Source organism: Enterococcus sp. DIV0682, from assembly GCF_051712685.1.
GTDB classification, from domain to species: domain Bacteria; phylum Bacillota; class Bacilli; order Lactobacillales; family Enterococcaceae; genus Enterococcus; species Enterococcus faecalis.
In genome coordinates, this window is the sequence record NZ_JBIOPK010000001.1 from 2548651 (window position 1) to 2572428 (window position 23778).

A 23778-nucleotide genomic window follows, 5' to 3' on the forward strand; every position below is an offset into this window, starting at 1 on the left:
ATACTAACATTGTGAGCTTTTCTCATTTTTGACGATTAGATAATTCGATAAAATAACACTAAAACACAAAATGCTGTCTGTTTCTCTTATTGGGCAATAGCCAATTGGTACAATGGCAGGAGTTGTTGATAGGTTGCCAACATATACGCTCGTGCTTTTTCAGGGTTTTGCCACAAAGCACTATCTTTGGGAATGATGCGCCCAATTTCAAACTCACCTTTTTTTACATCTCTAAAACGAGTTAAGGCTTTTTCTAAATCCGTTTCCGGCAGCGGAGTAATTTGAGGAACCGTGTGATCCAAGGAAACATACGTATCTTCTGGTAATGCTTGGAATAATTGCTGATTCTCTAAAAAGGCTTGCGCAATCTGCTTTTCATTTTTAGGATTATCAATAAATGACAACCACATAAACACATAGTCGCCCCAAATGCCTAATTGAAAATGCGGCTGCATTTTATAGCCGCGCTTATTCGGACTGAGTGCGGACCAAGTATTTTCTGGTGGATACACGGTGCGACGGCGATGTTGCGCAATATGGACAAACAACTCCGTTCCTAGTTCAGGCGCTAGTTGTTCGGCAAAATACGTGTCTAATTCTTGAAAAATAGGTTGAATTTGCGCACGGATAACCGCCATTCGTTCATCTAATCCAGCAACTTCAAAGGCTGCGAATTCTTTTTCTGTAAACATCAACATTTCTCTAATTCCTCTCTCAACTTGTCTTACGCTTCTATTTTTGTCGATTTTGCCATGTTTCCAGTGTCATCCCACGATAAACATCTGTGACAATTTTCCCTTTACTAATTCGAGCATTGGGTAGTGTTCCTTCGTAGGTAAAACCAATTTTCTCCATGACACGACCAGAAGCTGGATTGTCTTGATCATGTAAAGCAAAGATTCTCATGAGTTTCATTTTTGCAAAACCCAGTTCAACTAACGCCGTCGCGGCTTCAGGCATGTAGCCATTGCCCCAAAAGGCACGGTTCAAGACATAGCCTAATTCTCCAATATTATTGGTTTCATTGACCCGCAAATCAATCGTGCCAATCATTTTGCCCGTTTCTTTCACTTCAATCCCATATTTTCCTAAAGGTTCCCCCATAAAATATTTCGCAATACTGGCTCTTGTTTCTTCTTTGGTTTCATTTTTAGGAAACACAAAACGCGTCGTTTCTTCATCTGAAGCATATTCAAATAAATCATCTGTATCTGCTAATGTCACTGGTCGTAAATGCAATCGTTCCGTTTCCAATTGTTGGTTTTCTGCAAAAATCAATGGATAATTCATGAGCAAAACTCCCTACTTTTCTACATACTTTACCGAAAAACAGCGAAACACGCAAGGAAAATCGGCATTTCCCTTGCGTGTTTCTTTAATTAGCGTTTAAGCGAATGATGGCAATGATCGTTTGAACAGCTTTGGCCATTGATTCAACGGTAATGAATTCATATTGCCCATGAAAATTCTCGCCTCCTGTAAATAGATTAGGCGTGGGAATGCCCATGAAAGAAATCTTAGAACCATCTGTCCCGCCACGAAATGGTGTGATGATTGGTTCAATGTCACAACTTTCCATTGCTTGGACGGCCAATTCTACAGGGGTCCAATCTTTTTCGATAATTTCCTTCATATTATAGTATTGGTCTTGGAAAGTAATTGTTAGTCTGGGTTTATCCGCCAGCGCATTTAAACGTTGGACTTGTTTTTCCAAAAATTGCTTTCTCGCTTGAAAGTTTTCTTGATCATGATCCCGAATGATATAGACAAGTTCTGCTTTTTCAATACTTCCTGTAAATTTATTGAGTAAATAAAATCCTTCATTTCCACGTGTTTGTTCTGGTACTTCCTTTTGCGGCAGTGATTGATCAAGTTGTTCGCCTAATTTAATGGCATTTACTAACGAACCATAGGCCGTTCCCGGATGGACACTGGTTCCCTCAATTGTTATCACAGCTTGGGCAGCGTTAAACGTTTCATACTCGAAATGCCCCACGCGGCCACTGTCAATCGTATACGCAAAAGCGACTGGGAAGTTCGGCGCATCAAATTGATCGGCCCCGCGTCCAATCTCTTCATCTGGACCGAAGGCGAGCCAAACATCCCCCCGCGCTACTTCTGGATGTGTCAAAAAATACTCAACAGCAGCTAAAATCTCGACAATTCCCGCTTTGTCATCTGCTCCTAAAAGTGTGGTTCCGTCTGTAGTAATCAACGTTTCCCCTTGATACTCTTTTAAATTGGGAAATTCAGCAACCGATAAAACGATGCCTTGTTCTTGATTCAAGAGGACATCTTGGCCATCATAATTAGTGATGACTTTGGGACGGATATTTTCTGCTGAAAAATCCGCCGTATCCAGATGTGCAATCAACCCGATGCTCTTCGCTGCAGGTTGGTTACCAGGCAACCGTGCCGTTAAAAAACCGTTTTGTTCGTTATAATGCACATCGGCCAAGCCTAATTCATGAAGTTCTGTTTCAATCATTTTGGCTAAAACCACTTGACCGACCGTCGTCGGTGTGGTTTGACTGTTGGCATCTGAACGGGTGTTAACTTTCACGTAAGTTAAAAATCGTTCGACTAATTTTTCCATTTTTTACTCCTTCTTCCTGAATCATTCTGTTAAATAGGCATTGCGCAAGTGGAAATAATCCCCATACAAGTGATAACTAATGCCTTTCAATTTAGGATTGATTAGATAATTTGAGGCACTTTGATACAGCGGTACTTGGGCAGCATCTTGGTTCAACAAGATGTCTTCCGCTTCTTTGTATTCTGCAAACTGTTTCTCTGGATTATTGGCATTAATCGTTCGTGCATCTTCTACCAGTTGGTCGTATTTGGCATTATGATAATTGCCATAATTGTAACTTGATTCTCCTGCATATAAGTTAAAGTAAGAGTCTAATTCACTACTGCCGGCAATCCATCCTGAAAGAGACAACTCATAATTTTTTTCACGTCGCGATTGATTCACATTATTACTTGGTTGCGATGAAATGGTAATTTCTAAACCTGGCAGATTTTCTTGCAACTGACTTTGAACATATTCCGCAATTCGTTTTCCTTGATCTGTATCTGCCGCCAGCAATGAAAGTTTCACTTTTTTACCGACATCCGCTTGGGCTTTCGTCCATTCAGCTTGGGCTTTTTTGACGTCATTTTTCAAATATTCGCCACTGTAAGCTCGGAAATCTTCATCTGTTTCTGGATTCGCATAAAGTTTACTTGGAATCAATCCGTTGAGGGGTTTTGACCCATCGTTTAAGACACTTTGTGTTAAGGCTTCTTTATCAATTGCTTGGCCAATCGCTTTTCGTAAATGAACATTCGCTAATGGCGTGCCTTCTTTTTTGTTGAAATCTAAGAAGTAGTTGGCCACATCTGGATGACTGACATAGCCTGGATCATCTTGATATTGTTGAACATATTGTCCGTTAATGCGAACTAAGTCTAGTTCATTCGCTTGATATAAGTTAATCCCAGTATTATCTTCTTTGATTGTGCTAACCGCAACTTCTTCCAGTTTCACTTGATCCGCATCATAGTATTCTGGATTTTTTTTCAATGTCCAAGTATCTGAAGTCGCATCCCAATTGGCTAGCGTAAATGGCCCGCTATAAAGTAAATGTTCACTATCCAAGGCGTAATCTTTACCTTGCGCTTCGACAAATTTTTGATTTTGTGGCGCTAACCAAGCAATCGAAACGACTGCTAAGAAGGAAGGTTGGGCCTGTTTTAATTCAACAATGAATTCTTTGTCATTAGGGGCTGAAATCCCTAATTCATCGACTGACTTTTCACCGTTGCGTATTTCAAAACTATTTTTAACACTATCTAGTAAATAGGCATTCGGTCCAATCGTCGCTGGTGTCACCAGTTTTTTCCAAGAATAAACAAAATCTTGGGCCGTGATTGGCTCGCCGTTGCTCCACTTAATCCCCTCCCGCAAGGTAAAGTGGTACTTGCGCCCATCGTCACTAATCTTGACATCTTTAGCTAGAGCTGGCACCGTGGCACTATCATCATCAAACCGATAAAGGCCTTCAAATAAATGTTGTGCCATTGTAAAGGTATTTTTATCTGTTGTTTGTGTTGTATCCAATGTTGAGATTGGTGCAGGTGAACTAATACTGATTTTTTGTTCAGCTGCTAAATTTCCCGAATCTACTTTCTCTGCCGCTTCTTTGGTTCCGCCACATGCGGCTAAAAGAAACCCTGTTGCAATCAAACCTACTACTTTTTTCCCCAATTTCATGTTGTTGCCCCCTCATATTTTTTAAACAAATAAAAAAAGCATTCGTCCTAAAAAGGACGAATGCTTATGCAATCGCGGTACCACCTTTGTTGATCTCTTCGCTAAAAAAGATCCGCTCGTTTCCAGTACAATCATACTGTAGCGCTATAACAGGCGCACCTGAATTGGTTTAAGCAAACTGCTTCAACCAACCTGTTCAAAGGCCATTTTCCCCTTTAACGTCACTACCTCTTCTCACCAAACGAGGCTCTCTGCAAGCTATTTTAAAAAGTACTTTCCTTCTCATCACATTTTGTTCTTTTATTTGTTTCATCAATCATACTGATTTACGGATAGTTTAGCAAACATTTTCGAGGCCGTCAACCACATTTTTAATTTAAAACTTTTTTGTTTTTCATAAAAAAAAGAAAAGAGGTTTCAATCCCTCTTTTCTAAAACAATTTTACTCTAATCCTTTTTTAACATCTTCTATCATCAAATGCATTGATTCTAATCCACCACCGCTTAGATACCAAACATCTGGTTGAAGCATAATGACTTTATCATTTTTACCAGCATCGGTTTTTTGAATCAATTCGTTTGCAGCGACGTTATCTTTTGAATCGTCGCCACCAATTGCTTTGGTGCGATCTACCACAAAGAGAATCCCAGGATTTTTTTCTAAAACATATTCGTAAGAAACACTTTGCCCATGAGTGGAAGCTTCAATCTTATCGTCTGCTGCTTTGAAGCCAAATGTATCATGAATTAAACCGAAACGAGAGCCTTTTCCGTAAGCAGAAAGTTGTCCTTCGTTAACTAACACAACAAGCGCATTATTCGCACTAGCTTCTGCTTGTTTTTTCACGTCAGCAATTTCTTTTTCTAAGCCGGTTATTTTTTCTTTAGCTACCTCTTCTTTATCAAAAATAGTGCCTAACGTTTCGATATTTTGTTTCGTTGATGCCCAAGGATTTTTGGCATCTACAGCTAAGTAAATGGTTGGCGCAATGGCTTTTAATTGTTCTTGATAATCTTGTTGACGACCAGAAATAATAATCAAGTCTGGTTTTAGTTGATTGATTTTTTCTAAATCTGGTTCTTTAATGCCGCCTGCTGATTCAACTTTTTGGTATTTTTTCAAATACGCAGGGATATTTTTGGTTGGCGCACCTACCACGCGGTCACCGACACCTAGTGCGTCCATTGTATCCAAGGAACCATTATCAAAAACAACGACTTTCTGAGGATTTTTGGGAACGGTTAATTGACCATTGGTGTCTTTGACTGTAACTTCCGTTTTGGCTGTTGTTTCCGTTGTTGCAGAATCTGCTGTTTTTTTATTTGTTTGACAAGCACTTAACATTAACAGTCCCATCATTGAAACTGCCATCATTGCTAAAAATTTCTTTTTCATTTTTTTCCTCCAAAAACGTTATTTTTAAATTGCCCGATTTAGTGATAAAGACAAAAGCGTTTTCCTTCAATTTCACAAATCCGGATATTCATTTCATAAAGATCATTTAAAATACTTGTTTGAATAACTTCTTCTGTTGCGCCATGCGCATAGAGCTTTCCGCCTTTCATGGCGACAATTTCATCTGCATAGCTTGCGGCAAAATTAATATCATGTAGAACAATCAGAATCGTTTTTCCTAGTTCATCCACTAAGCGTTTAAGAATCTGCATCATTTGAACCGCATAATTCATGTCGAGGTTATTTAAGGGCTCATCTAATAAAATATAATCGGTATCTTGGGCTAAAATCATGGCAATATACGCCCTTTGTAATTGGCCCCCAGAAAGGGTATCAATGTATTCTTCCGCCATTTCAGTTAAGCCCAATTGTTCCAACGCTTCTGCTACTTTTTCATGGTCAGCGCTTTTTAAGCGACCTTTGGAATAAGGAAAACGACCAAAATTGACCAGTTCTCGCACAGTTAATTTAAGTTGTACACCGTTGGCTTGTTTTAAAAGGGCAATTTTTTGTGAAAAAGCCGATTGCTTCCAGGTTTTTACTTCTTGCTTGTCCAGATAAATTTCCCCGGTATCTTTGGGAATTAAGCGACTCATCATGGCTAGCAGCGTGCTTTTCCCAGCGCCATTTGGCCCAATAAAGGCCGTTAATTTGCCTTCAGAAATAGGTAAATCAATGTCTGAAACGACAAATTTATCGCCATATTTTTTTGATACATCACTCATCTGGATCATGTGCGTTGCTTCCTTTCTGCAATAATTTTCCATATAAAATAAACGCCCCCAACAAATTGAATCACGACACTGAGCGGGGTATTCAAATGAAAGACCTGTTCAACCATCAATTGACCGAACACCAATAAAAAGACTGCTATTAAACTCCCTGCCACAAACAGTTCTCGGTGGCGATAGGTTTTCATGAATTGATAACTCATATTGGCCACGATAAAACCTAAAAATGTAATCGGTCCCACTAATGCTGTTGATAAGCCGACCAGACTACTGATCAAACACAACAACACTAATTGAAACTGATTCACAGCAATCCCCAAATTCTGTGCTTGATGGTTCCCTAAATGTAAAACGTCTAAACGGTAACTTTCCCGCCAAAGTATCCCACAAATCATGAGTACCGCCACACCAACGAAAATGAGATACTGACTATTGACGTTACCGAAACTGGCAAACAACTTTCCTTGGAGTAAGTCGTATTCGTTAGGATCCATAATCACTTGTAAAAACGTACTAATACTACTGAAAAAAGTACCTAAAATCATGCCAATCATCAATAATAAAAATAAATCGGATTGATTTTTGCGTAATAGAAAATACGATAAACTAGTACTTAAAAACACCATTAAAAAGACGTTCATCAAAAACGAGCCAAGACTTACTTGACCTAACGCTTGTGCGCCTCCTAAAAGAAAAAATAACACCGTCTGCACAAAGACGTACAAGGAATCCATCCCTAAAATGTTTGGCGTTAGGAAATGATTTTGCGTGACTGTTTGAAAACTAATAGTTGAAAAAGCCGCAGCGATTCCGACAAAAATAAAAGCCAATAACTTTTTGCCTCGTAACGCCAAAGCAAAGGACCAATTGCCATACGTGTTATAAGTTAAATAACAAAGGCTCACAATTACTACGGCAGCTAAAAGCAAAAGTAATGAAAGCCATTTTTTTAAAGGCCGTTTCATCGTGTGCGCCCCCTTAGTAATAATAAAATGAACAAAATGCTCCCTAATGTTCCGACAACCACGCTGACAGGAATTTCATAAGGGGCAATCAATACTCGTGCTAAAATATCACAGATTAACAAGAACAAACTCCCGCAAATCCCAGTTAACCACAAGGTATTTTTCATATGATCGCCATAACGTAAAGACACGAGATTAGGAATCACAACCCCTAAAAACGGAATATTCCCCACCATCAATAAAACAATGGCACTTGCTAAAGCAACCAGCGTCAAACCTAAAAACTGAATTCGCTGGTAATGGACGCCAAGACTATTTGCAAATGCTTCACCCATACCAACGACAGTGAAATGATAAGCAAATAAATAAATAACAAACCACAAAGGAATCATTAAGAATAACCATTCATAATTCCCTTTCATAACTGTGGAAAAATTTCCTTGTAACCAAGCAGACATATTTTGAACCAATTGGTATTGATAGGCAAAAAATGTGGCAATTGAGCCTAGAATGTTACCAAACATCACGCCCACCAAAGGGACCATCACTTGATTCTTACTTGGTAATAATCGAATGAGCGCTAAGAATAATAAGGTCCCGCTTAGCGCAAAAATAAAAGCAATTGCCGTTCGATAGAGAAACGGAGCTGTTGGGAAAAATAACATTGCGACTAAAATACCCAACCTTGCACTATCGGTTGTTCCAGCGACACTTGGAGCGACAAATTTATTTTGTGTGAGTTGCTGCATAATCAAGCCAGAAATACTCATCGTACTACCAGCAATGATTAAACTCAACGTGCGGGGAACACGGGTGGCAAATAAAACAAATTGTTGCTGCGCATCTAATTGAAACAACTGAGAAAGTGCAATGTCCTTCACCCCTATCACTAATGACAATAAGCTGAAAAGTAATAGTAGAACAAACAAACCAATCTTTTTCATGAGAAAACTCCATTTTTATTTAATTGAGAATGATTCTCATTCTTAATTACAGTGTATGAGAAAACCATCACAAATGCAACCACTTTTTTTCCTTTCTTAAAAACTTCTTCTCAAGCCGACTGACCAACGACTTATCTAAGATATGCTATAATGGAGGGAAACGTTATGAAAGGAGTGTTACTGAATGGCGAATGATGACTTACAACAACGTCTGGATAAAGGAATGTACGGTACGCCCCTCGTCAATCCTGAAGAACAACACAAATATATGGGTACATTTCGTGAACGCTGCCGTCTCTCCATGACCGTCGCTGAAATGAAAGATACACAGAATCAACAACATTTATTAGAAGAATTAGCGAAGCATCCTGAAGTTACAGTACTTTTAAATGGCGAAATCTCTTCTGACCTGCAAAGTACCTATATTAAATTATTAAATCAGCATGGCGCAACCTTTAAGATTGTTAACAATTTTGTGGAGAACAACCCTGACTCTCTCGGCTTACTGTTAGCTGAAAAACATGCAGTCGATGAACCTGTGATTGACGTTACAGAAAAATATCCTCAAGCAACCGAAACGCCAAAAGAAGAGCCAACAGCTAAAAAAGGCTTCTGGCAAAAACTATTTCACTCATAAAAAGCTCAAGAAAAGTTATGAGTCATTGGATTGTTTAAACATAAGTTATGAGCGCTTCCATTTATAATAGAATTGTGCTATTATAAAGATGAAAAAGAGAGGTATGCGGGTACATACCTCTCCTTTATACCAGCGCCAGTTATAAGAACTGGTGGCTTACTGAGTTAAATTTTTGTTACTATTTAACCGTTCGGCCTGTCAAGCTTATGAACGGTTATTTTTTATTGTTTTTCGTTGCTTCAAGGATACCGAAAATCAGTAACGCAACAAGGGTTGCAAAACTAATCATCAATTCCAATGTCGCTTCGATTGACAAAAAAAATGCTCCTTTCGTTAAAGTGCATCGGATACACATAGGCATCACCTGCCTCTCTAACTCAGAGCCACCGTCATACAACTTTCATTGGTAATAGCTTTAGTATAACCTATTGGGTTCACTAAGAAAACGTTTTTATAGGAATTTTCTATAAAATGATATAAGTTATGAGCGCTTCCATTTTAAATAGAATTATGCTATTATGAAAATGAAAAGAGAGATATGCTACTACATACCTCTCCTTTTATACCAACACCAGTTATAAGAACTGGTGGCTTACTGAGTTAAGTTTTGAATCTTAACCGTTCGGCCTACGAAGCTTGTGAACGGTTATTTTTTATTGTTTTTCGTTGCTTCAAGGATACCGAAAATCAGTAACGCAACAAGGGTTGCAAAACTAATCATCAATTCCAATGTCGCTTCGATTGACAAAAAATGCTCCTTTCGTTAAAGTGCATCGGATACACATAGGCATCACCTGCCTCTCTAACTCAGAGCCACCGTCATACAACTTTCATTGGTAATAGTTTTAGTATAACCTATTGGGTTCACCAAGAAAACGTTTTTATAAAGAATACCGCCAAAAAATCTATTATGAATTTTTTGGCGATATTCTTTTTTTATTGAACCACTTCTGGGTATAAAAGTTTTAAAACGTCCATTGTCAAGCGTCTACCCTGTCCAGCGTATGGATACACATGCATGTGCATGGCTGGATTAAAGTTCGCTTCGATAATCCCGTACGTTAAGCTATCACGTGTGCCTTTTACGTCTTTATCAGGAATGATTAAATCAATGCCACAAATTTTGGCTCCTAAAGCAGCTACGGCCTCAATGGCGATTTGTTTATAACTATCATCAATGACATCGGTCATATCAATCGAATCCCCGCCCGTGCTAACATTAGAATTTTCTCGCAAGTACACGATTTGCTCTTTTTCTGGCACAGAATAGATAGTTAAACCTTGTTCTTTCAACATTAGTTTTTCTAAATCATTTAACTGGATTAACTCTAGTGGTGCACGGTGATTGGTCCCCCGCAATGGATCACTATTTTTAGCGGCCACCAATTCTTCTACAGTGTGTTTGCCATCTCCGGTAACATTGGCTGGCACGCGCAACATGATGGCTTTTACATCATTATCTAACACAAAGAACCGATATTCTGTTCCAGGTAAAAACTCTTCAATTAAAACCGCTGTGTCCTCTTTAAAAGCAATCCGTAACGCTTCCGTAAAGTCTTCCAACGAAGCGCCTTCTTTAAAAATGGTAATTCCTAAACCGTAATTCGTTGATTTTGGTTTCACGACAAACGCTTTATTGGCGTAGCGTAAATGTGCTTCTTGTGCCTCAATAAAAGATGAAAATTCTTCACCGCCAGGCACATGGAACCCTGCTGCAGACAAAATTTTCTTTGTCACGGTTTTGTTTTCCATAATCAATGGTACCACGTAGTTATCTTTGCTAGTCATGTTGGCATTTTTGACGTATTCAATGTGCTCACCATGTTGCAGTTTCAAAAATTGCTCTTGTTCATCTAAAATTTCGATTTCCAAACCTTTTTGAATCGCATCAAACAAGAAAATTTGTGTGGATAATTCCATCTCACGGAAACCAGCTAATTGATAAGGGCGTTCAAAGGCCATACTTTGATATTGGTTTCCAAAAATATTTCCCAGTTCACTGTTGGAGTTTTCTTGAATAATCGTCCACATTTTTCCAGAAACGGTGTCTTGTGGATTCCGCAGTTGTTGATAATACTTACCGACAACTTCTTTGCCTTTGCGAATGCCTAGAGCATCTAACATATCAATCATTTCTGAAAAAATCCGATCGCCTTCTGCAATTAACTTAATCGTTTCATGAGGATGACCAAGAGCCACTTGTTCATTTAAAATATCGCCAGTTTTTACCCATTCATCCGCTTCTTCTTTTTCATCTGTCCACAATAAATACAACATGAAATAATGTAAGAAATCCACAGTATCTTCCACAATGCCTAAACGTGAAAAAGGATTTAAGTCTAAATTACGCAACTCGATATAGCGAATACCTGTTTTAGGCAGATCAGACATTTGTTTCCCACCACGTAAGCGCACAGGCGCATAAAATTCTTTTTCTTCAGAAAGTAAACCATTTTCCACCATGCGATGAATATCTTCTAAATAGCGTTCCAATGAGGCATAAGATACTTTCACATTGTCATGATTTCTGTAGCCATACGTACTATTCCGAATACTGCGAATAGGTTCTTGTGGTTGGTCGTCATAGACTCTAAAGTAGCCGTCTTCACTAACTGGTGAAGCCCCAAAAAGATACGTAATTAACCAGCGATAACGTAAAAAGTTACGGGCAACTTTCATGTATACTTTCGTTTTAAATTGTTTGCAATCTGTCACTTCGGATTGTTCATCATATAATTGCTGAATCAGGGCTTGGTCATATTCAAAATTAAAATGAATTCCGCTGACCATTTGTTTTCGTTTGCCATACTCTTTTGCCAAATAACGACGATATAACACCGCATCATATTGATCTAATTTAGCGATTTTAATCTCTTCATCTTTTGTTGGTAATCGTGGCGGCATACTTAATGGCCACAGCATTTCATCTTCTGGAATCGAACGACGAGCCACATCGTGAATGGCATCTAAAAAACGAAGCATTTCTGTGCCGCTATTTGCTACAGGCGTGATTAGTTCTAATTGTGTTTCACTAAAATCTGTTTGAATATATGGATGATAAGAACGGTTACCAAAAACCGTGGGATGATCAGTTGTCGCTAAAAGCCCTTCTCGTGTACTACGTTGGTTTTCTTTTTCTAAACCAAAACGAGCCATCAATACGTAAGGACGAACATTTTTCTTTTGCATTAATTCTCTATAATTCATCTTGTCGCCTTTCTTTCTACAAACTATCTGTTTCTCTTACTATTATATAGGAAAACGAGTAAATATGCTATTTTTTTGAACGTTCACTTGGGAATTTTCGAGACACTTTTAGAGAGCGCCTTTTTCCGTTATACTGAAAACAACTAGTTTATAGAAAGTGGGGATTGCCCATGAAAAATCGTGCATTACTTTTAATTGACTTTCAAAAAGGCATCGAAAGTCCGACGCAGCAATTGTACCGTCTACCAGCAGTGTTGGATAAAGTCAATCAGCGTATTGCTGTCTACCGCCAACACCATGCGCCCATTATTTTTGTTCAACATGAAGAAATCGAATTACCTTTTGGCTCAGACTCTTGGCAACTTTTTGAAAAGCTGGATGCACAGCCCACAGATTTTTTCATCCGCAAAACACATGCGAATGCCTTTTACCAAACAAATTTAAATGATTTATTGACGGAACACGACATTCAAACGTTAGAAATCGCTGGTGTCCAAACCGAGTTTTGTGTGGACACTACAATTCGGATGGCTCATGGTTTAGGCTATACGTGTTTGATGACACCGAAAACCACTTCCACCTTGGATAATGGACATTTAACCGCGGCACAAATTATCCAACATCATGAAGCTATTTGGGCTGGCCGCTTTTTGACTTTTTTGCCTTCAATAAATTGAGGGCTTTTCCAAAAAATTGTTTGTTCACTATGTTTTCTTGTCGTATTTCATGTTAGTATAAGGAAAAAGTGTTCAGTTGATTAGTTGAAGATTTAGAGTGTGGGACATAAGTCGATTAGGCTTGTCTCTCATGTTCTGTCTTTTTTTATGTCATCATTCACTAAACTAATAAATAATTGGAGGTATTTCATGAATAAATTTTTTACAGCCCAACGTTTAAAAGACACCGCCTATGTAACAGTCGGTGCATTCATTTTGGCCATTTCAATCAATGCGGTCTTATTGCCAAATAAACTTGTCGCAGGCGGAGCCAATGGCATTAGTATTGTTATTAATTATGTTTTCGGGATTAGTCCCGCCATTGTTCTTTACGCCATCAATATTCCTCTTTTAGTGCTTTGTTTCTTACTTCTTGGGAAAGAGGTCGGTGTCAAAACCATTTATGGTAGTCTTATTTATCCATTTTTTGTAGGAATTACTTCGGGGATGCCTGTTTTAACACATAATATTTTTCTAGCAGCATTATTTGGCGGTATTATTACAGGTGCTGGCCTAGGCTTGGTTTTCCGTGGCAATGCTTCAACTGGTGGGACAGCAATCATTTCACAAATTGTCAATAAATACTTCAAAGTTTCCTTAGGTATTGCTATTTTATTCGTTGATGGTTTAGTCATTTTATCAGCAATGTATGCTTTTAATGCAGATATTGTGTTATTCTCTTTAATTTGTTTATTTACAATTGGTCGTGTCGTTGACATGATTCAAGTTGGTCTGGTTCGCTCGAAGAATGTGATGATTATTTCACCAAAATATGTCGCTATTCAAGAACGCTTATTACGTGAACTAGATAAAGGTGTGACCTTGGTGCCAATCGAAGGCGGTTATCGAAACGCGAAAGGCATGCTCTTAATGACCGTCATTCGTGAAAAAGATTTTCCCCGCTTAAAAGAAGCCATTCTTGAGATTGATGAAGAAGCCTTTTTGATTTCAATGAGTGCGAGTGAAGTCTACGGAAAAGGATTTAGCTTGAAAAAAGTAGCTGATTCTTATGGCGTTGAAGCAACTAATGCCAATAATTTACAATAGTTTTTTGTAGGAAAAGAGCCGCAAAATCTGTAGAGATTTTGCGGCTCTTTTTACATCTTCATCCAGACAGGTTCTAAGCTATTGCCATCCAAATCTTGCACTTCTAAGCCATACATTTGCTCTTCTGGTATTCCCATATCAACTCGGTAGCAGTTGCCTCCGTTAGCTTTGGCGGTTTCACCAAACTGTTTTACGGCTTCGGCACTCTCTAAACTAAAGGAAATTAATGCTCCACTGGTTGTTTGCGCATCAATAATTTGCTTTTCTTGGATAAATTTTCCATAAAAGTCATGGTTCAACAACATAATCCAAAATTGATCATCCCACATCATCGAACTAGCTTCCTCTGTTGAAAATTCCTCGTTCTTTTTGAATCCAAGTTTTTCATAAAATGCTGTAGAACGTTGGACATCCGCTACTGGGAAGTTAACAAAAACCATTGTGCCCATGTGATTCATCCCTTTCTTTTAATCATCTACGACAGCTAAGTGTGCGTTGCGACAAAATCAACAAGCTTGTTTGATTTATACTAGCATATTCATAAAAGAAATGTTACTAAAACGTTTTCTTAAGGTAATTCTCGATAAGCCAAGTGCTGAATGATTTCACTATGTTGTGGATAATCGTTTAACAATTCCGCTTGAGTAAATAACTCGAAGTCTTCAAACTCAAAGCCTGGTGTAACCACACAACTGACTAACGCAAATCCTGTCGCTACTGTAGAGCCAAAGATTGTGCCGGCAGGAACTGAGAACGAAAGCTGTTGTCCTTGAACTAAGTCTTTCCCTAACTGAACAGCTTGATACGTTCCATCAGGGAAAATACAGTGAACGGTTAACGGCTGACCATCGTGAAAAAACCATAATTCATCCGCTTTTAAACGATGAAAATGTGACGGACTTTCTGTATTTAATAGAAACAAAATCGCTGTATGCAACGCCCGTTCGCCTCGTTTGGTCGGAATCAATTGCTCACTTTTATTGGTTTGTTTAAAATAACCGCCCTCAGGATGCGCTTCTAATCCTAACTTCTCAATCCACATTTGTTCTGTCATCTTCTCCCTCACTCCTTCATTTTTTCAGAAACGATTTAGGAAGAACTTAGAACATCCGTCCTAATCCTAAAATAAACGGCGGGACAGGAGTAGCTTCTTCATTCTTGAAGCTAAATACTCCTGTCCCACGTTCTTCCCAAACATGTTATTTTCTACAACTAAACATCTTTTAATAAGCCTTTAAATAAGCCCATTGCGAAATCGTTGGCATTAAATGGTTCTAAATCGTTAATTCCTTCACCTAGACCAACTAATTTCACTGGCAAGTGTAATTCATTCCGAATAGCAATGACAATACCACCTTTGGCTGTTCCGTCTAGTTTGGTTAAAACTAAGCCAGTGACATCGGTTGTTTCTTTGAACTGTTTGGCTTGTGTCATCGCATTTTGCCCAGTAGTTGCGTCCACGACTAAGAGAACTTCGTGAGGCGCATCTGGAATTTCTCGTTGAATGACTCGTTTAATTTTTTCTAATTCCTTCATTAAGTTGACTTTATTTTGTAAACGACCTGCTGTATCCACTAGCAAAACATCGGCCTGTTCTGCTTTGGCACGTTCCACTGCATCGAAAACGACCGCTGCTGGGTCGCCGCCAGCATTTCCACGTACAACTTCAACGCCAGCCCGTTCGCCCCAAACAACTAATTGGTCGATGGCGCCCGCTCGGAACGTATCGGCAGCGGCCATTAAAACTTTCTTTCCTTCCAACTTGTATTGATGGGCTAATTTACCAATGCTGGTTGTTTTACCAACTCCATTAACACCGACAAATAAAATCACGGTTAAGCCATTTGGCTGTAAGTTAATCGCATTATTTTCATTAATTCCTGCTTCTTCATACAAATCAACCATTTTTTCAATGATGGTATTTTGCACTTGAGCTGGTTTTTTCACGTTTCGCAGTTTCACTTCTTGTCGTAAGGCTTCTGTAATTTTTAAGGATGTATCAAAGCCTACATCTGCACCAATTAACGTTTCTTCTAATTCTTCAAAGAAATCTTCATCGACGCTTCGGAAATTAGCAAACAATTCGTTCAACCGTTGACCAAATGTTTTACGTGTTTTTTCCAAGCCTTTTTCATATTTTTCTTGGACTTGCTCTTCTTTTGACTCTTCAATTTCTTCTGAAACCTGCGTGTCTGTTGGTTCTGCCAACGGAGTTACGACACTACTTTCTTCCTCAGGCGCTTCCACAACAACTTCTTGTGTTTTCTCTGTCAAGATTTCTTCTGGCTCTTCTTCTAATGCTTCTTCTACGCCAGCTAATTTTTCCATTTCAGCGTTATCTGTTAAATCGGCTGTTTCTGTGACTTCTTCCGCTGTCGTTTCTGGCGTTGTTTGCGCCTCTTCTGTTGCGGTTTCTTTTGATTCAGCAGGCGCTGATTCATCACTAGGTGTTTCGTCTGCTGTTTCTTCAATTATCTCTTGTTTTTCTTCTTCCTTTTTTTCAGCGGAAAAAGCTTTTTTAATTTTATCAAAAAATCCCATTCTTATTGGCCTCCTTCCAACGGCGTTAAAATATATTTTTCGACCGCTTTGGCAACGCCATCTTGGTCATTCGTGTCTGTAACGACATCTGCGGCTTCTTTAACTAATGGAATCGCATTTGCCATGGCGACACCTAAGCCAGCGTATTCAATCATCGGTAAATCATTTTCTTCGTCCCCTAGGGTCATGATTTCTTCCGCACGGATTCCTAAATCTTTGGCTAACAAGGAAATACCATAGGCTTTCGTAATCCCTTTTGGCATAAATTCTAATAAGTTATTTCGCGTTTTAATAATTTCAAAGCGCTCATAAAAGGAGGCCGGAATTTCCTTGATGCGTTCATTTAAATACGCTTCATCAATCGCAACAACAACTTTGTTATAAATTCGATTTGGGGTTAACTCTTCTAATTTGTAGGACTCAAAGGTTAATAATTTGTTTAGAGAACTATAAATTGAAGGATAATTAGGTGCAGAAGGCAGTTGCATCACGACCTCATCGGATAAGACATCAAACGGCATGTTGAGTGTGGTTGCTAATTGGTACAGCTCATGAATCGCTTCCAAGGGCATCAATGTTTTCTCAATAATGGCCCCTGTATCATTTTTTTGAACCAACCCGCCGTTAAAAGTAATGCTATAATCGCCTTCCTCTTGTAAACCTAATTCTTCTAAGTAAGGACCAATAGCTGCCAAAGGTCGACCTGTGCAGATAACAACTTTCACGCCTGCTTGTTTCGCAGCCATCAGTGCTTGTTTATTCCGTAAAGAAATCTCTTTTTGGCTATTTAATAATGTTCCATCTAAATCAATAGCAACTAATTTTATCAAACGTTCGCTCCTCCTTGCTTCTGGCTAATTGCTTTTTTCAATTGCGCCACCTTCTTTGACCTCTTCCAAGCGAACTGAAACGATTTTTGAAACCCCAGATTCTTGCATAGTCACGCCATATAAAACATCTGCGGCTTCCATTGTCCCTTTACGATGCGTCACCACAATAAACTGTGTGCCATCTTCAAATTCGCTTAAATAATGACCAAAACGAGCAACGTTGGCTTCATCTAAAGCTGCTTCTACTTCATCTAAAATACAGAACGGAACGGGTCGAACACGAATAATTGAAAAGAGTAACGCAATCGCCGTTAATGCCCGTTCGCCTCCAGACAACAAGCTTAAATGTTGTAATTTTTTCCCTGGTGGTTGCGCCTCAATCTCAATCCCTGTATTCAAGAGATCCTCTGGATTGGTTAGCACCAGTTCTGCCCGTCCGCCACCAAACATATTAGGAAATACCACTTTGAACTGGGCACGAATTGCTTCAAAGACTTCTTTAAACCGTTCTTTCACTTCTTGGTCCATTTCATCCATAGTTTCAAATAATTGTTCTTTCGCATTTAATAAATCATCACGTTGACTGACTAAAAATTGATGGCGTTCATCGACTTGTTCAAATTGCTCGATGGCACTTAAGTTAACAGGTCCTAACCGCTCAATTTCTTGTTTTAGGCGTTTCACTGTTTGCTGCGCCTGCGCTAAATCATCGATTGGGAAATACGCTTCATAGGCAGCTTCAAAGGTTAAGCTGTATTCTTCCTGTAAGTAACTTAACGAGCTATCTAATTGCATTTCTGCACGATTTTTTAGGACTTCAATTTGTGTTTTATCTGCTAAATACTGTTGTTGGCGTTTGTTTTCTTCCGCTAATTTTGTATCTAACTCGTCTACTTCTTCTTGCAACGCTTGTCGTTGACTACGTGCCGTTTGTAAAGACGTTTGCAATGCTGTTTGTTTCTCCGCTAATTGCGCGACTTGTGCCGCTAAGCCTTCTTCGGTTAACTGGTGATCGCTAGAATGGCTACTTAGTTGTTGTAGCTGTTGACGGATGGCCGTTTCTCGAATCAACAATTCGTCCAATTGTTCTTGTTTGTCTTGCTTTTGACGAGCAAAATGGGCACATTGTTCCGCCGCTACTGCTTGTTCTGCTTGAACTGTCGTCAAGCGTTCTTGCGCTTGGGCTTTAAAGGTTTCCATTTGGCTAGCTTCTTGTTCCACTTGTTTCATTTCAGCATCTAAACGTTCTTTCGTTGCCGTTAAGTTTGCTTGTTGCTCTGTCAATGTGGCTTTTTTCGTTTGATATTCGGTTAAGAATTGATGCAATTCCCGTGATTCATATTCAAACAGACGTTTTTCTTTTGTTAAACGAGTAATCGTTTCTGTTTGATTGGCTAATTTATTGTCAATTTCTTGTTGTTTTAAGCGATTTTGTTCACCAGCAGAGCGCAACATTTCTGCACGTTCCGTGGCTGTTTTCACTTCTTGCGAGAGCGCTTGGACTTCTTGTTCCACACTTCTTAGTTGTGTCTCTAATTGAGTCATTTGTTCAGTAATTGTTTGAAGTTCTTGCGCTTGTGAAAATAGGCTTCCTTGGTTGCCACGTTTATTGGCTCCCCCAGTCATCGAACCGCCAGGATTCATCACATCGCCTTCCAATGAGACAACACGATATTGGTAATTGACTAATTTTGCTAACTGGTTGGCACTCGTTAAATCTGCCGCTAAAATCGTGACGCCTAAGAGATTTTGAATAACGGTTTGTACTTGTTCTGGATAACGAACTAATTCACTGGCAATCCCCACGAAGCCCGGTGCACCAGCCAAACGATTCTGAACCATCGCCGATACAGAGCGCGGCTTAATGGTAGTCAATGGTAAAAAGGTTGCCCGGCCACTGTGTTGTTGTTTTAAGAAGGTAATGCCTGCTCGACCATCTTTCTCATTTTCCACAACAATATGTTGCGCCGCACCACCTAGGGCCGTTTCAATCGCCAACGTATATTCTTTAGGCACTTCAATTAACTCAGCCACTGCGCCAACAATCCCAGTTAATTGGTTTTTGTGACGCAATACAGCTTTCACGCCTTGATAGAAGCCAGCGTAATTTTCTTGAATTTCTTGCAAACTTTTTTGGCGTGCCTTCGCTTGTTGCACTTGATTCATCGCTTGGTACATATCATTTTGACGCTGTGCTAATCGTTCACGTTTGGCTTCAAGCGTTGCTTTCAACGCGGTGTATTCTTCCAGCTGTTCTTGTAAGCCTTGTTTTGCAACTTTTTGCTCTTTTTCTAGCGTCTCTTTCATTGCGAGAGCTTCAACCATCTGTTCTTCTAGCGCTTCGTGTTTTGCTAGCGATTGTTGATTTTTAGCTGTTTCTTGTTGATATTGTCGTTCTAAATATTTTAAGTCATTGGCTGTATTGGCTTGTTCTTGCATGACTTCCACATACTGACTGCGCAATTCTTCCATTAATTCTTTAGAAGACTTACTATATTTTTCCACATCTTTCGTTGCCAAAGCCAATGCTTCTTTTAACGTCTGACGTTGTGCCGTTTTTTCTGCGATTGCTGTTTCCAGCGTCTGCAATTCTTCTCGATAACGAACAATTTTTTCGGCCGTTTCTGCCAATGTCTCTTCGTATTCGCTTGCCGTTTGGGAGGTGTGTTTGGAACGTTCAATTAAAACATTTTTTTGTCCTTCTGCTTGTTTCAACGCTTCTGTCACTTGTAATAATTGTTGTTGTTCCGTTTCAATTTGTTCATCTAAACGATTGCGCTTGCTGCGTAAACGTACCAATTTGCCTTCTAAGTCATGGACTTGCTTACTTGCGCTAGCTAACTTTTCTTCAATGGCTGTTAATTCTTGCGTTTTCGTTTCCCAAATAGCTTTTGCTTCTTGAATTTCGGTCACAGTTAAATTGACATCAATTTCGGTAAGTTCTTCTTTCAAAGCTAAATACTTTTTAGCCGCATCTGCTTGGGCGGCTAGAGGAACTAATTGGTCTTCCAACTCGTAAATGATATCTTGGACACGGCTTAAGTTGTCCTCGGTTTCGAAAAGCTTTTGTTCAGCCTTTTTCTTCCGTTGTTTGTATTTTAAAACGCCCGCTGCTTCTTCAAAAATCCCTCGACGGTCTTCAGGTTTACTATTAAAAATCGCTTCAACTTTCCCTTGTGAAATAATTGAAAAAGATTCTTTGCCTAACCCTGAATCCATAAATAAATCTTGAATATCTTTTAAACGGCACGCTTGTTTATTAATAAAAAAGTCACTTTCGCCCGTTCGTTTTAAACGACGGGTGACACTAATCTCACTATAATCCAATGCTAAATAATGGTCGCTGTTGTCTAACGTCACGGTAACTTCCGCAATATTTAGCGGCTTACGACCTTCCGAACCGGCAAAGATAATGTCGTTCATTTTGCCCCCGCGAAGGTTTTTCGCAGATTGTTCACCTAATACCCAGCGAACGGCTTCCGTGATATTACTTTTCCCACTTCCATTCGGACCAACCACTGCTGTCACATCATCTTCAAATTCAATAATGGTTTTATCTGCAAATGATTTAAATCCTGTAATTTCAATTCGTTTTAAATACACGAATATTGCTCCTTCCAGCCTTACTGAGGAATACTTTTCAGTGCCCGCTCAGCGGCATCCTGTTCAGCTAACTTCTTCGATTTTCCTTGGCCTAACCCAATGAGTTCACCATTCATGTAAACTTCAGTGAAAAAGGTGCGGTCATGAGCAGGGCCTTCTTCTTTAATTAAACGATATTCAATTGAAACATCGCCTTTGCGTTGTAAAACTTCTTGTAATTGTGTTTTGTGATCCATCTCATGTGAAAAAGCACCGGCATCAATTTTCGGAAAAATAACGTCTTCAATAAATTTCTTGGCTGCGCCAACTTTTTGGTCTAAGTAGAGGGCACCTAAAAAGGCTTCAAATAAGTCACATAATAATGATGCACGTGTTCGTCCGCCCGATGCTTCTTCTCCTTTACCTAATAAAATGTAGTTGTCGAAGTGACATTCTTTCGCAAATTTGGCTAAACTATCTTCCCGAACGATGGCTGCGCGCATCTTCGTTAATTTTCCTTCTGGAAGTTCTGGGAATTTTAAATACAAATATTGTGAAACAATTAATTCTAAAACTGCATCTCCTAAAAATTCAAGACGTTCATTATCGGATAATTTTAAATAGCGATGCTCATTCACATAGGATGAATGAGTAAAAGCTTGCTCTAATAGATTGACATCATGGAAAACAATGCCGTAACGTTCTTTTAACTCTGTTGTTAACTGATTGTCCATTCTCCACATTCCTTTACATTTATTTACACCTTGTTTCATTATACTTTTTTTTTCACTTTTTTTAAATGGTTCTATTCAGAAAAAGCCTGTTATTCACTGTGTTCTCATTATTTTTTAGAAAAAAATAAATAAATAGAGCTATGACTGAGATAAAAGCGTTTGTTTACGTAAGAGATAGAAAGAGCGTGGGACAAAAATCACTTTGGATTTTTGCGCCACGCTCAAAAACTGATAAACGGCGGGAACAGAAGCAACTCCTTCTTATTTCTCGGAGTTAAACACTTCTGTCCCGACCTCGTTCTATCTCTATTAAATCAGCGGAACGTTGTTTAACGTTTTTCCGCTGTGACACCCACCGTTGCCCATGGATTATCTTTCGTATCAACTGCCCAAGTAAAGTCAACTACACGGTCGTTGACTGGCAAGACTTCATTTCTGTAAAGCGTTGGGATTACAAACGCTTCATCAATGGCATACTCTTGCCAATCGTAGAAGGCTTTTTTACGTTTTTCTTCATCAAATGATGCTTTTGAATCGATCGCATCAAGTAATTTAGTATTTTCTTCTGACTCAAAACGTGTGTAGTTAAAGGCTGAGTTTGGACCATATAAGCCGGTTGGTGAAGGATCTGAACCTGTGCCCCACGCACCTTGATAGATATCTACTTCTGGGTCATCATTTTTCAATTTATCATAGAAGGCTTGGAAATCAATTAAGCGTCCTGTTGTATACGTTACGTTTAAGCCAATTTCTTTCCATTGTTGGACATAGTAATCAGCAAGTGGTTGTGCAGTTTCGCCGCCTGACATTGAAGCAAACTTGATTTCTAGTGGTTTGCCTTCTTTGTCTTCGCGAATGCCATCGCCGTCTACGTCTTTATAACCAGCATCGTCTAATAATTTTTTGGCTTTGTCTAAATCAAGCGTATAGCCTTTCGCTTCGCTATCATGCAAGCTCTTGAAGACTGGTGGAATTAACGTTGTTGCCCCTGTTCGTAAGCCGTTGTAGAATTTTTGGCCGACTGCATCATTGTCAATTGCATAGCCCATGGCTTGACGTAAGCTTTTATCTGCCATTTTAGCTTTTGGATTGTATTTCACTGTATTGGTTTCTTTGTCAAACGTACCCATTTTAAAGCCAATATACGTGTAGGCTTGTTCGGGACGTCCTAAGATTTGATACCCTTCAGTATCTTTGTATGTTGGATACGTATCTGTTGGCATTGATAATGCAATATCGTATTGTTTCGCTTTCATCGCTTCTACAATGCTCGCAGAAGGAACAGATTTGAACACTAATTTATCTAATTTAGGTTTGCCACCGTAGTAATACTCATTTGGTAGGTATTCAACAGATTCACCTGTCACAATATTACTCATGTAGTATGGTCCAATAGTCACAGGGTTTTTACGAACTGCATCGCTTGATTCCATGTCTTTAACAGCAATTCCTTCAAAGGCATGTTTTGGTAAAACTGAACCCCAAACACCGCCACCTAATTGTTGCATTCCTGGGTGAACTTCTTTGTAAGTGATTTTAACTTCTTTATCATTGACTTTTTCTATGCCAGAAATGGTTGGCGATTTACCATCATGGTAGTCTTCCATACCAACAATATTCGTAAAGTTATCATCATAACGAATCCCTGTATAGTCTTTATGACCAATGACTTCATAAGAGAAAATCACGTCATCTGCCGTCACATCTTTACCGTCAGACCATTTTAAATTGTCACGTAATTTAATGGTTGCTGTATTGGCATCTTCATCTAATTTCAGATCCGCAGGACCCCCATCGACAATCTTAAAGTCTGCATCATTGTTAAATAATGGCTGTACCGTTGGAAGCATGTATTGTGCATCATAGTTGTCTTGATAAAATTCTTGCTGGAAAAGTCCTTGGAATTGTGTATCCATAACTACAGCGACATCTAATGTCCCGCCATCAATTGCTTTTTTATCATTTTTAACAGCGATTGGCATTTTTGAAATGTCTTCTGTTTCCGTTGCTTTATTGCCCCCGCCTTTATTGCCGCCACCACATGCAGCTAACCCGAATACTAACACAGAAGCTAACGTGATTGCACCTAAAATCCGTTTCTTGTTCATCTCTTTTCCTCCCTCATTT

At 39.2% G+C, this 23778-nt stretch carries 21 protein-coding genes and 1 other annotated feature; of the genes, 3 read left to right on the forward strand and 18 right to left on the reverse strand.

Annotation, left to right across the window (positions count from 1 at the left end; genetic code table 11):
• Positions 1-86: 86 nt before the first annotated feature.
• The 8 genes from IGK96_RS12350 to IGK96_RS12385 all read right to left on the reverse strand — a co-directional run bounded on the left by IGK96_RS12350 (position 87) and on the right by IGK96_RS12385 (position 8357).
• Complete coding sequence (locus IGK96_RS12350; protein ID WP_010713729.1) at positions 87-698, reverse strand: YktB family protein; 612 nt, start codon at positions 696-698, stop codon at positions 87-89.
• Between the two features lie 34 nt (positions 699-732).
• On the reverse strand, positions 733-1290 hold the full coding sequence (locus IGK96_RS12355; protein ID WP_085443085.1) for a GNAT family N-acetyltransferase: 558 nt from the start codon (positions 1288-1290) through the stop codon (positions 733-735).
• A gap of 85 nt (positions 1291-1375) precedes the next feature.
• A complete protein-coding gene (gene pepT, locus IGK96_RS12360; protein WP_085406739.1) occupies positions 1376-2596 on the reverse strand; it encodes a peptidase T in 1221 nt (406 codons plus the stop codon).
• Between the two features lie 21 nt (positions 2597-2617).
• Positions 2618-4261: a peptide ABC transporter substrate-binding protein gene (locus tag IGK96_RS12365; RefSeq protein ID WP_002359061.1), complete on the reverse strand. Its 1644-nt coding sequence runs from the start codon at positions 4259-4261 to the stop codon at positions 2618-2620.
• Between the two features lie 49 nt (positions 4262-4310).
• Positions 4311-4556, reverse strand: a binding site (T-box leader).
• 147 nt (positions 4557-4703) lie between these two features.
• Positions 4704-5657 (reverse strand): siderophore ABC transporter substrate-binding protein, encoded by a 954-nt coding sequence (locus IGK96_RS12370; protein ID WP_002359060.1) that lies wholly within the window; start codon positions 5655-5657, stop codon positions 4704-4706.
• A gap of 38 nt (positions 5658-5695) precedes the next feature.
• Positions 5696-6451 (reverse strand): iron ABC transporter ATP-binding protein, encoded by a 756-nt coding sequence (locus tag IGK96_RS12375; RefSeq protein WP_010776168.1) that lies wholly within the window; start codon positions 6449-6451, stop codon positions 5696-5698.
• Complete coding sequence (locus tag IGK96_RS12380) at positions 6448-7413, reverse strand: iron chelate uptake ABC transporter family permease subunit (protein ID WP_085443086.1); 966 nt, start codon at positions 7411-7413, stop codon at positions 6448-6450. Before IGK96_RS12380 ends, IGK96_RS12375 begins: the two co-directional genes overlap by 4 nt.
• On the reverse strand, positions 7410-8357 hold the full coding sequence (locus IGK96_RS12385; protein ID WP_085443087.1) for an ABC transporter permease: 948 nt from the start codon (positions 8355-8357) through the stop codon (positions 7410-7412). The genes IGK96_RS12380 and IGK96_RS12385 overlap by 4 nt, the downstream gene beginning before the upstream one ends.
• Before the next feature lie 184 nt (positions 8358-8541).
• Here IGK96_RS12385 and IGK96_RS12390 point away from each other — a divergent pair, with 184 nt between their 5' ends.
• Positions 8542-8994, forward strand: coding sequence for a YueI family protein (locus IGK96_RS12390; protein ID WP_010707017.1), 453 nt, complete (start codon positions 8542-8544; stop codon positions 8992-8994).
• A 214-nt stretch (positions 8995-9208) separates the two neighbouring features.
• Here the strand turns inward: IGK96_RS12390 and IGK96_RS12395 are convergent, their stop codons facing one another.
• The 3 genes from IGK96_RS12395 to gshAB form a co-directional block, all read right to left on the reverse strand.
• Positions 9209-9310: a putative holin-like toxin gene (locus IGK96_RS12395; protein WP_162780856.1), complete on the reverse strand. Its 102-nt coding sequence runs from the start codon at positions 9308-9310 to the stop codon at positions 9209-9211.
• A gap of 330 nt (positions 9311-9640) precedes the next feature.
• Entirely contained in the window at positions 9641-9742 is a 102-nt protein-coding gene (locus tag IGK96_RS12400) for a putative holin-like toxin (protein ID WP_162780856.1), read from the reverse strand.
• Between the two features lie 188 nt (positions 9743-9930).
• Complete coding sequence (gshAB, locus tag IGK96_RS12405) at positions 9931-12201, reverse strand: bifunctional glutamate--cysteine ligase/glutathione synthetase (RefSeq protein WP_085443088.1); 2271 nt, start codon at positions 12199-12201, stop codon at positions 9931-9933.
• Positions 12202-12371: 170 nt separating this feature from the next.
• Between gshAB and IGK96_RS12410 the strand changes: the two genes are divergently transcribed.
• Positions 12372-12878, forward strand: a complete 507-nt coding sequence (locus IGK96_RS12410) for a cysteine hydrolase family protein (protein ID WP_010824004.1) — start codon at positions 12372-12374, stop codon at positions 12876-12878.
• Between the two features lie 189 nt (positions 12879-13067).
• The gene (locus tag IGK96_RS12415; RefSeq protein WP_002354953.1) at positions 13068-13964 is read left to right on the forward strand and encodes a YitT family protein; all 897 of its coding nucleotides are present in this window, start codon (positions 13068-13070) and stop codon (positions 13962-13964) included.
• A gap of 50 nt (positions 13965-14014) precedes the next feature.
• On the opposite strand, the gene IGK96_RS12420 is transcribed toward IGK96_RS12415, so the two are convergent.
• The 7 genes from IGK96_RS12420 to opp2A all read right to left on the reverse strand — a co-directional run bounded on the left by IGK96_RS12420 (position 14015) and on the right by opp2A (position 23759).
• A complete protein-coding gene (locus IGK96_RS12420; protein WP_002354951.1) occupies positions 14015-14413 on the reverse strand; it encodes a VOC family protein in 399 nt (132 codons plus the stop codon).
• Between the two features lie 119 nt (positions 14414-14532).
• A complete protein-coding gene (locus IGK96_RS12425) occupies positions 14533-15018 on the reverse strand; it encodes a cupin domain-containing protein (protein WP_002381091.1) in 486 nt (161 codons plus the stop codon).
• A 158-nt stretch (positions 15019-15176) separates the two neighbouring features.
• Positions 15177-16505: a signal recognition particle-docking protein FtsY gene (ftsY, locus tag IGK96_RS12430; RefSeq protein ID WP_075578744.1), complete on the reverse strand. Its 1329-nt coding sequence runs from the start codon at positions 16503-16505 to the stop codon at positions 15177-15179.
• 2 nt (positions 16506-16507) lie between these two features.
• Positions 16508-17335 carry a Cof-type HAD-IIB family hydrolase gene (locus IGK96_RS12435; protein WP_002354948.1) on the reverse strand — a complete coding sequence of 276 codons (828 nt, stop codon included), beginning with the start codon at positions 17333-17335 and terminating at the stop codon, positions 16508-16510.
• Positions 17336-17359: 24 nt separating this feature from the next.
• Positions 17360-20938 (reverse strand): chromosome segregation protein SMC, encoded by a 3579-nt coding sequence (gene smc / locus IGK96_RS12440; RefSeq protein ID WP_085443089.1) that lies wholly within the window; start codon positions 20936-20938, stop codon positions 17360-17362.
• A 20-nt stretch (positions 20939-20958) separates the two neighbouring features.
• The gene (gene rnc / locus IGK96_RS12445; RefSeq protein ID WP_002354946.1) at positions 20959-21651 is read right to left on the reverse strand and encodes a ribonuclease III; all 693 of its coding nucleotides are present in this window, start codon (positions 21649-21651) and stop codon (positions 20959-20961) included.
• Positions 21652-21980: 329 nt separating this feature from the next.
• Positions 21981-23759, reverse strand: a complete 1779-nt coding sequence (gene opp2A / locus IGK96_RS12450) for an oligopeptide ABC transporter substrate-binding protein Opp2A (RefSeq protein ID WP_002408275.1) — start codon at positions 23757-23759, stop codon at positions 21981-21983.
• Positions 23760-23778 lie beyond the last annotated feature (19 nt).

Excerpts from the sequence above, each read along its gene's own strand:
- IGK96_RS12350 (WP_010713729.1), bottom strand. The coding sequence starts at position 698 with ATGTTGATGTTTACAGAAAAAGAATTCGCAGCCTTTGAAGTTGCTGGA.
- IGK96_RS12355 (WP_085443085.1), bottom strand. The coding sequence starts at position 1,290 with ATGAATTATCCATTGATTTTTGCAGAAAACCAACAATTGGAAACGGAA.
- pepT (WP_085406739.1), bottom strand. The coding sequence starts at position 2,596 with ATGGAAAAATTAGTCGAACGATTTTTAACTTACGTGAAAGTTAACACC.
- IGK96_RS12365 (WP_002359061.1), bottom strand. The coding sequence starts at position 4,261 with ATGAAATTGGGGAAAAAAGTAGTAGGTTTGATTGCAACAGGGTTTCTT.
- IGK96_RS12370 (WP_002359060.1), bottom strand. The coding sequence starts at position 5,657 with ATGAAAAAGAAATTTTTAGCAATGATGGCAGTTTCAATGATGGGACTG.
- IGK96_RS12375 (WP_010776168.1), bottom strand. The coding sequence starts at position 6,451 with ATGATCCAGATGAGTGATGTATCAAAAAAATATGGCGATAAATTTGTC.
- IGK96_RS12380 (WP_085443086.1), bottom strand. The coding sequence starts at position 7,413 with ATGAAACGGCCTTTAAAAAAATGGCTTTCATTACTTTTGCTTTTAGCT.
- IGK96_RS12385 (WP_085443087.1), bottom strand. The coding sequence starts at position 8,357 with ATGAAAAAGATTGGTTTGTTTGTTCTACTATTACTTTTCAGCTTATTG.
- IGK96_RS12390 (WP_010707017.1), top strand. The coding sequence starts at position 8,542 with ATGGCGAATGATGACTTACAACAACGTCTGGATAAAGGAATGTACGGT.
- gshAB (WP_085443088.1), bottom strand. The coding sequence starts at position 12,201 with ATGAATTATAGAGAATTAATGCAAAAGAAAAATGTTCGTCCTTACGTA.
- IGK96_RS12410 (WP_010824004.1), top strand. The coding sequence starts at position 12,372 with ATGAAAAATCGTGCATTACTTTTAATTGACTTTCAAAAAGGCATCGAA.
- IGK96_RS12415 (WP_002354953.1), top strand. The coding sequence starts at position 13,068 with ATGAATAAATTTTTTACAGCCCAACGTTTAAAAGACACCGCCTATGTA.
- IGK96_RS12420 (WP_002354951.1), bottom strand. The coding sequence starts at position 14,413 with ATGGGCACAATGGTTTTTGTTAACTTCCCAGTAGCGGATGTCCAACGT.
- IGK96_RS12425 (WP_002381091.1), bottom strand. The coding sequence starts at position 15,018 with ATGACAGAACAAATGTGGATTGAGAAGTTAGGATTAGAAGCGCATCCT.
- ftsY (WP_075578744.1), bottom strand. The coding sequence starts at position 16,505 with ATGGGATTTTTTGATAAAATTAAAAAAGCTTTTTCCGCTGAAAAAAAG.
- rnc (WP_002354946.1), bottom strand. The coding sequence starts at position 21,651 with ATGGACAATCAGTTAACAACAGAGTTAAAAGAACGTTACGGCATTGTT.
- opp2A (WP_002408275.1), bottom strand. The coding sequence starts at position 23,759 with ATGAACAAGAAACGGATTTTAGGTGCAATCACGTTAGCTTCTGTGTTA.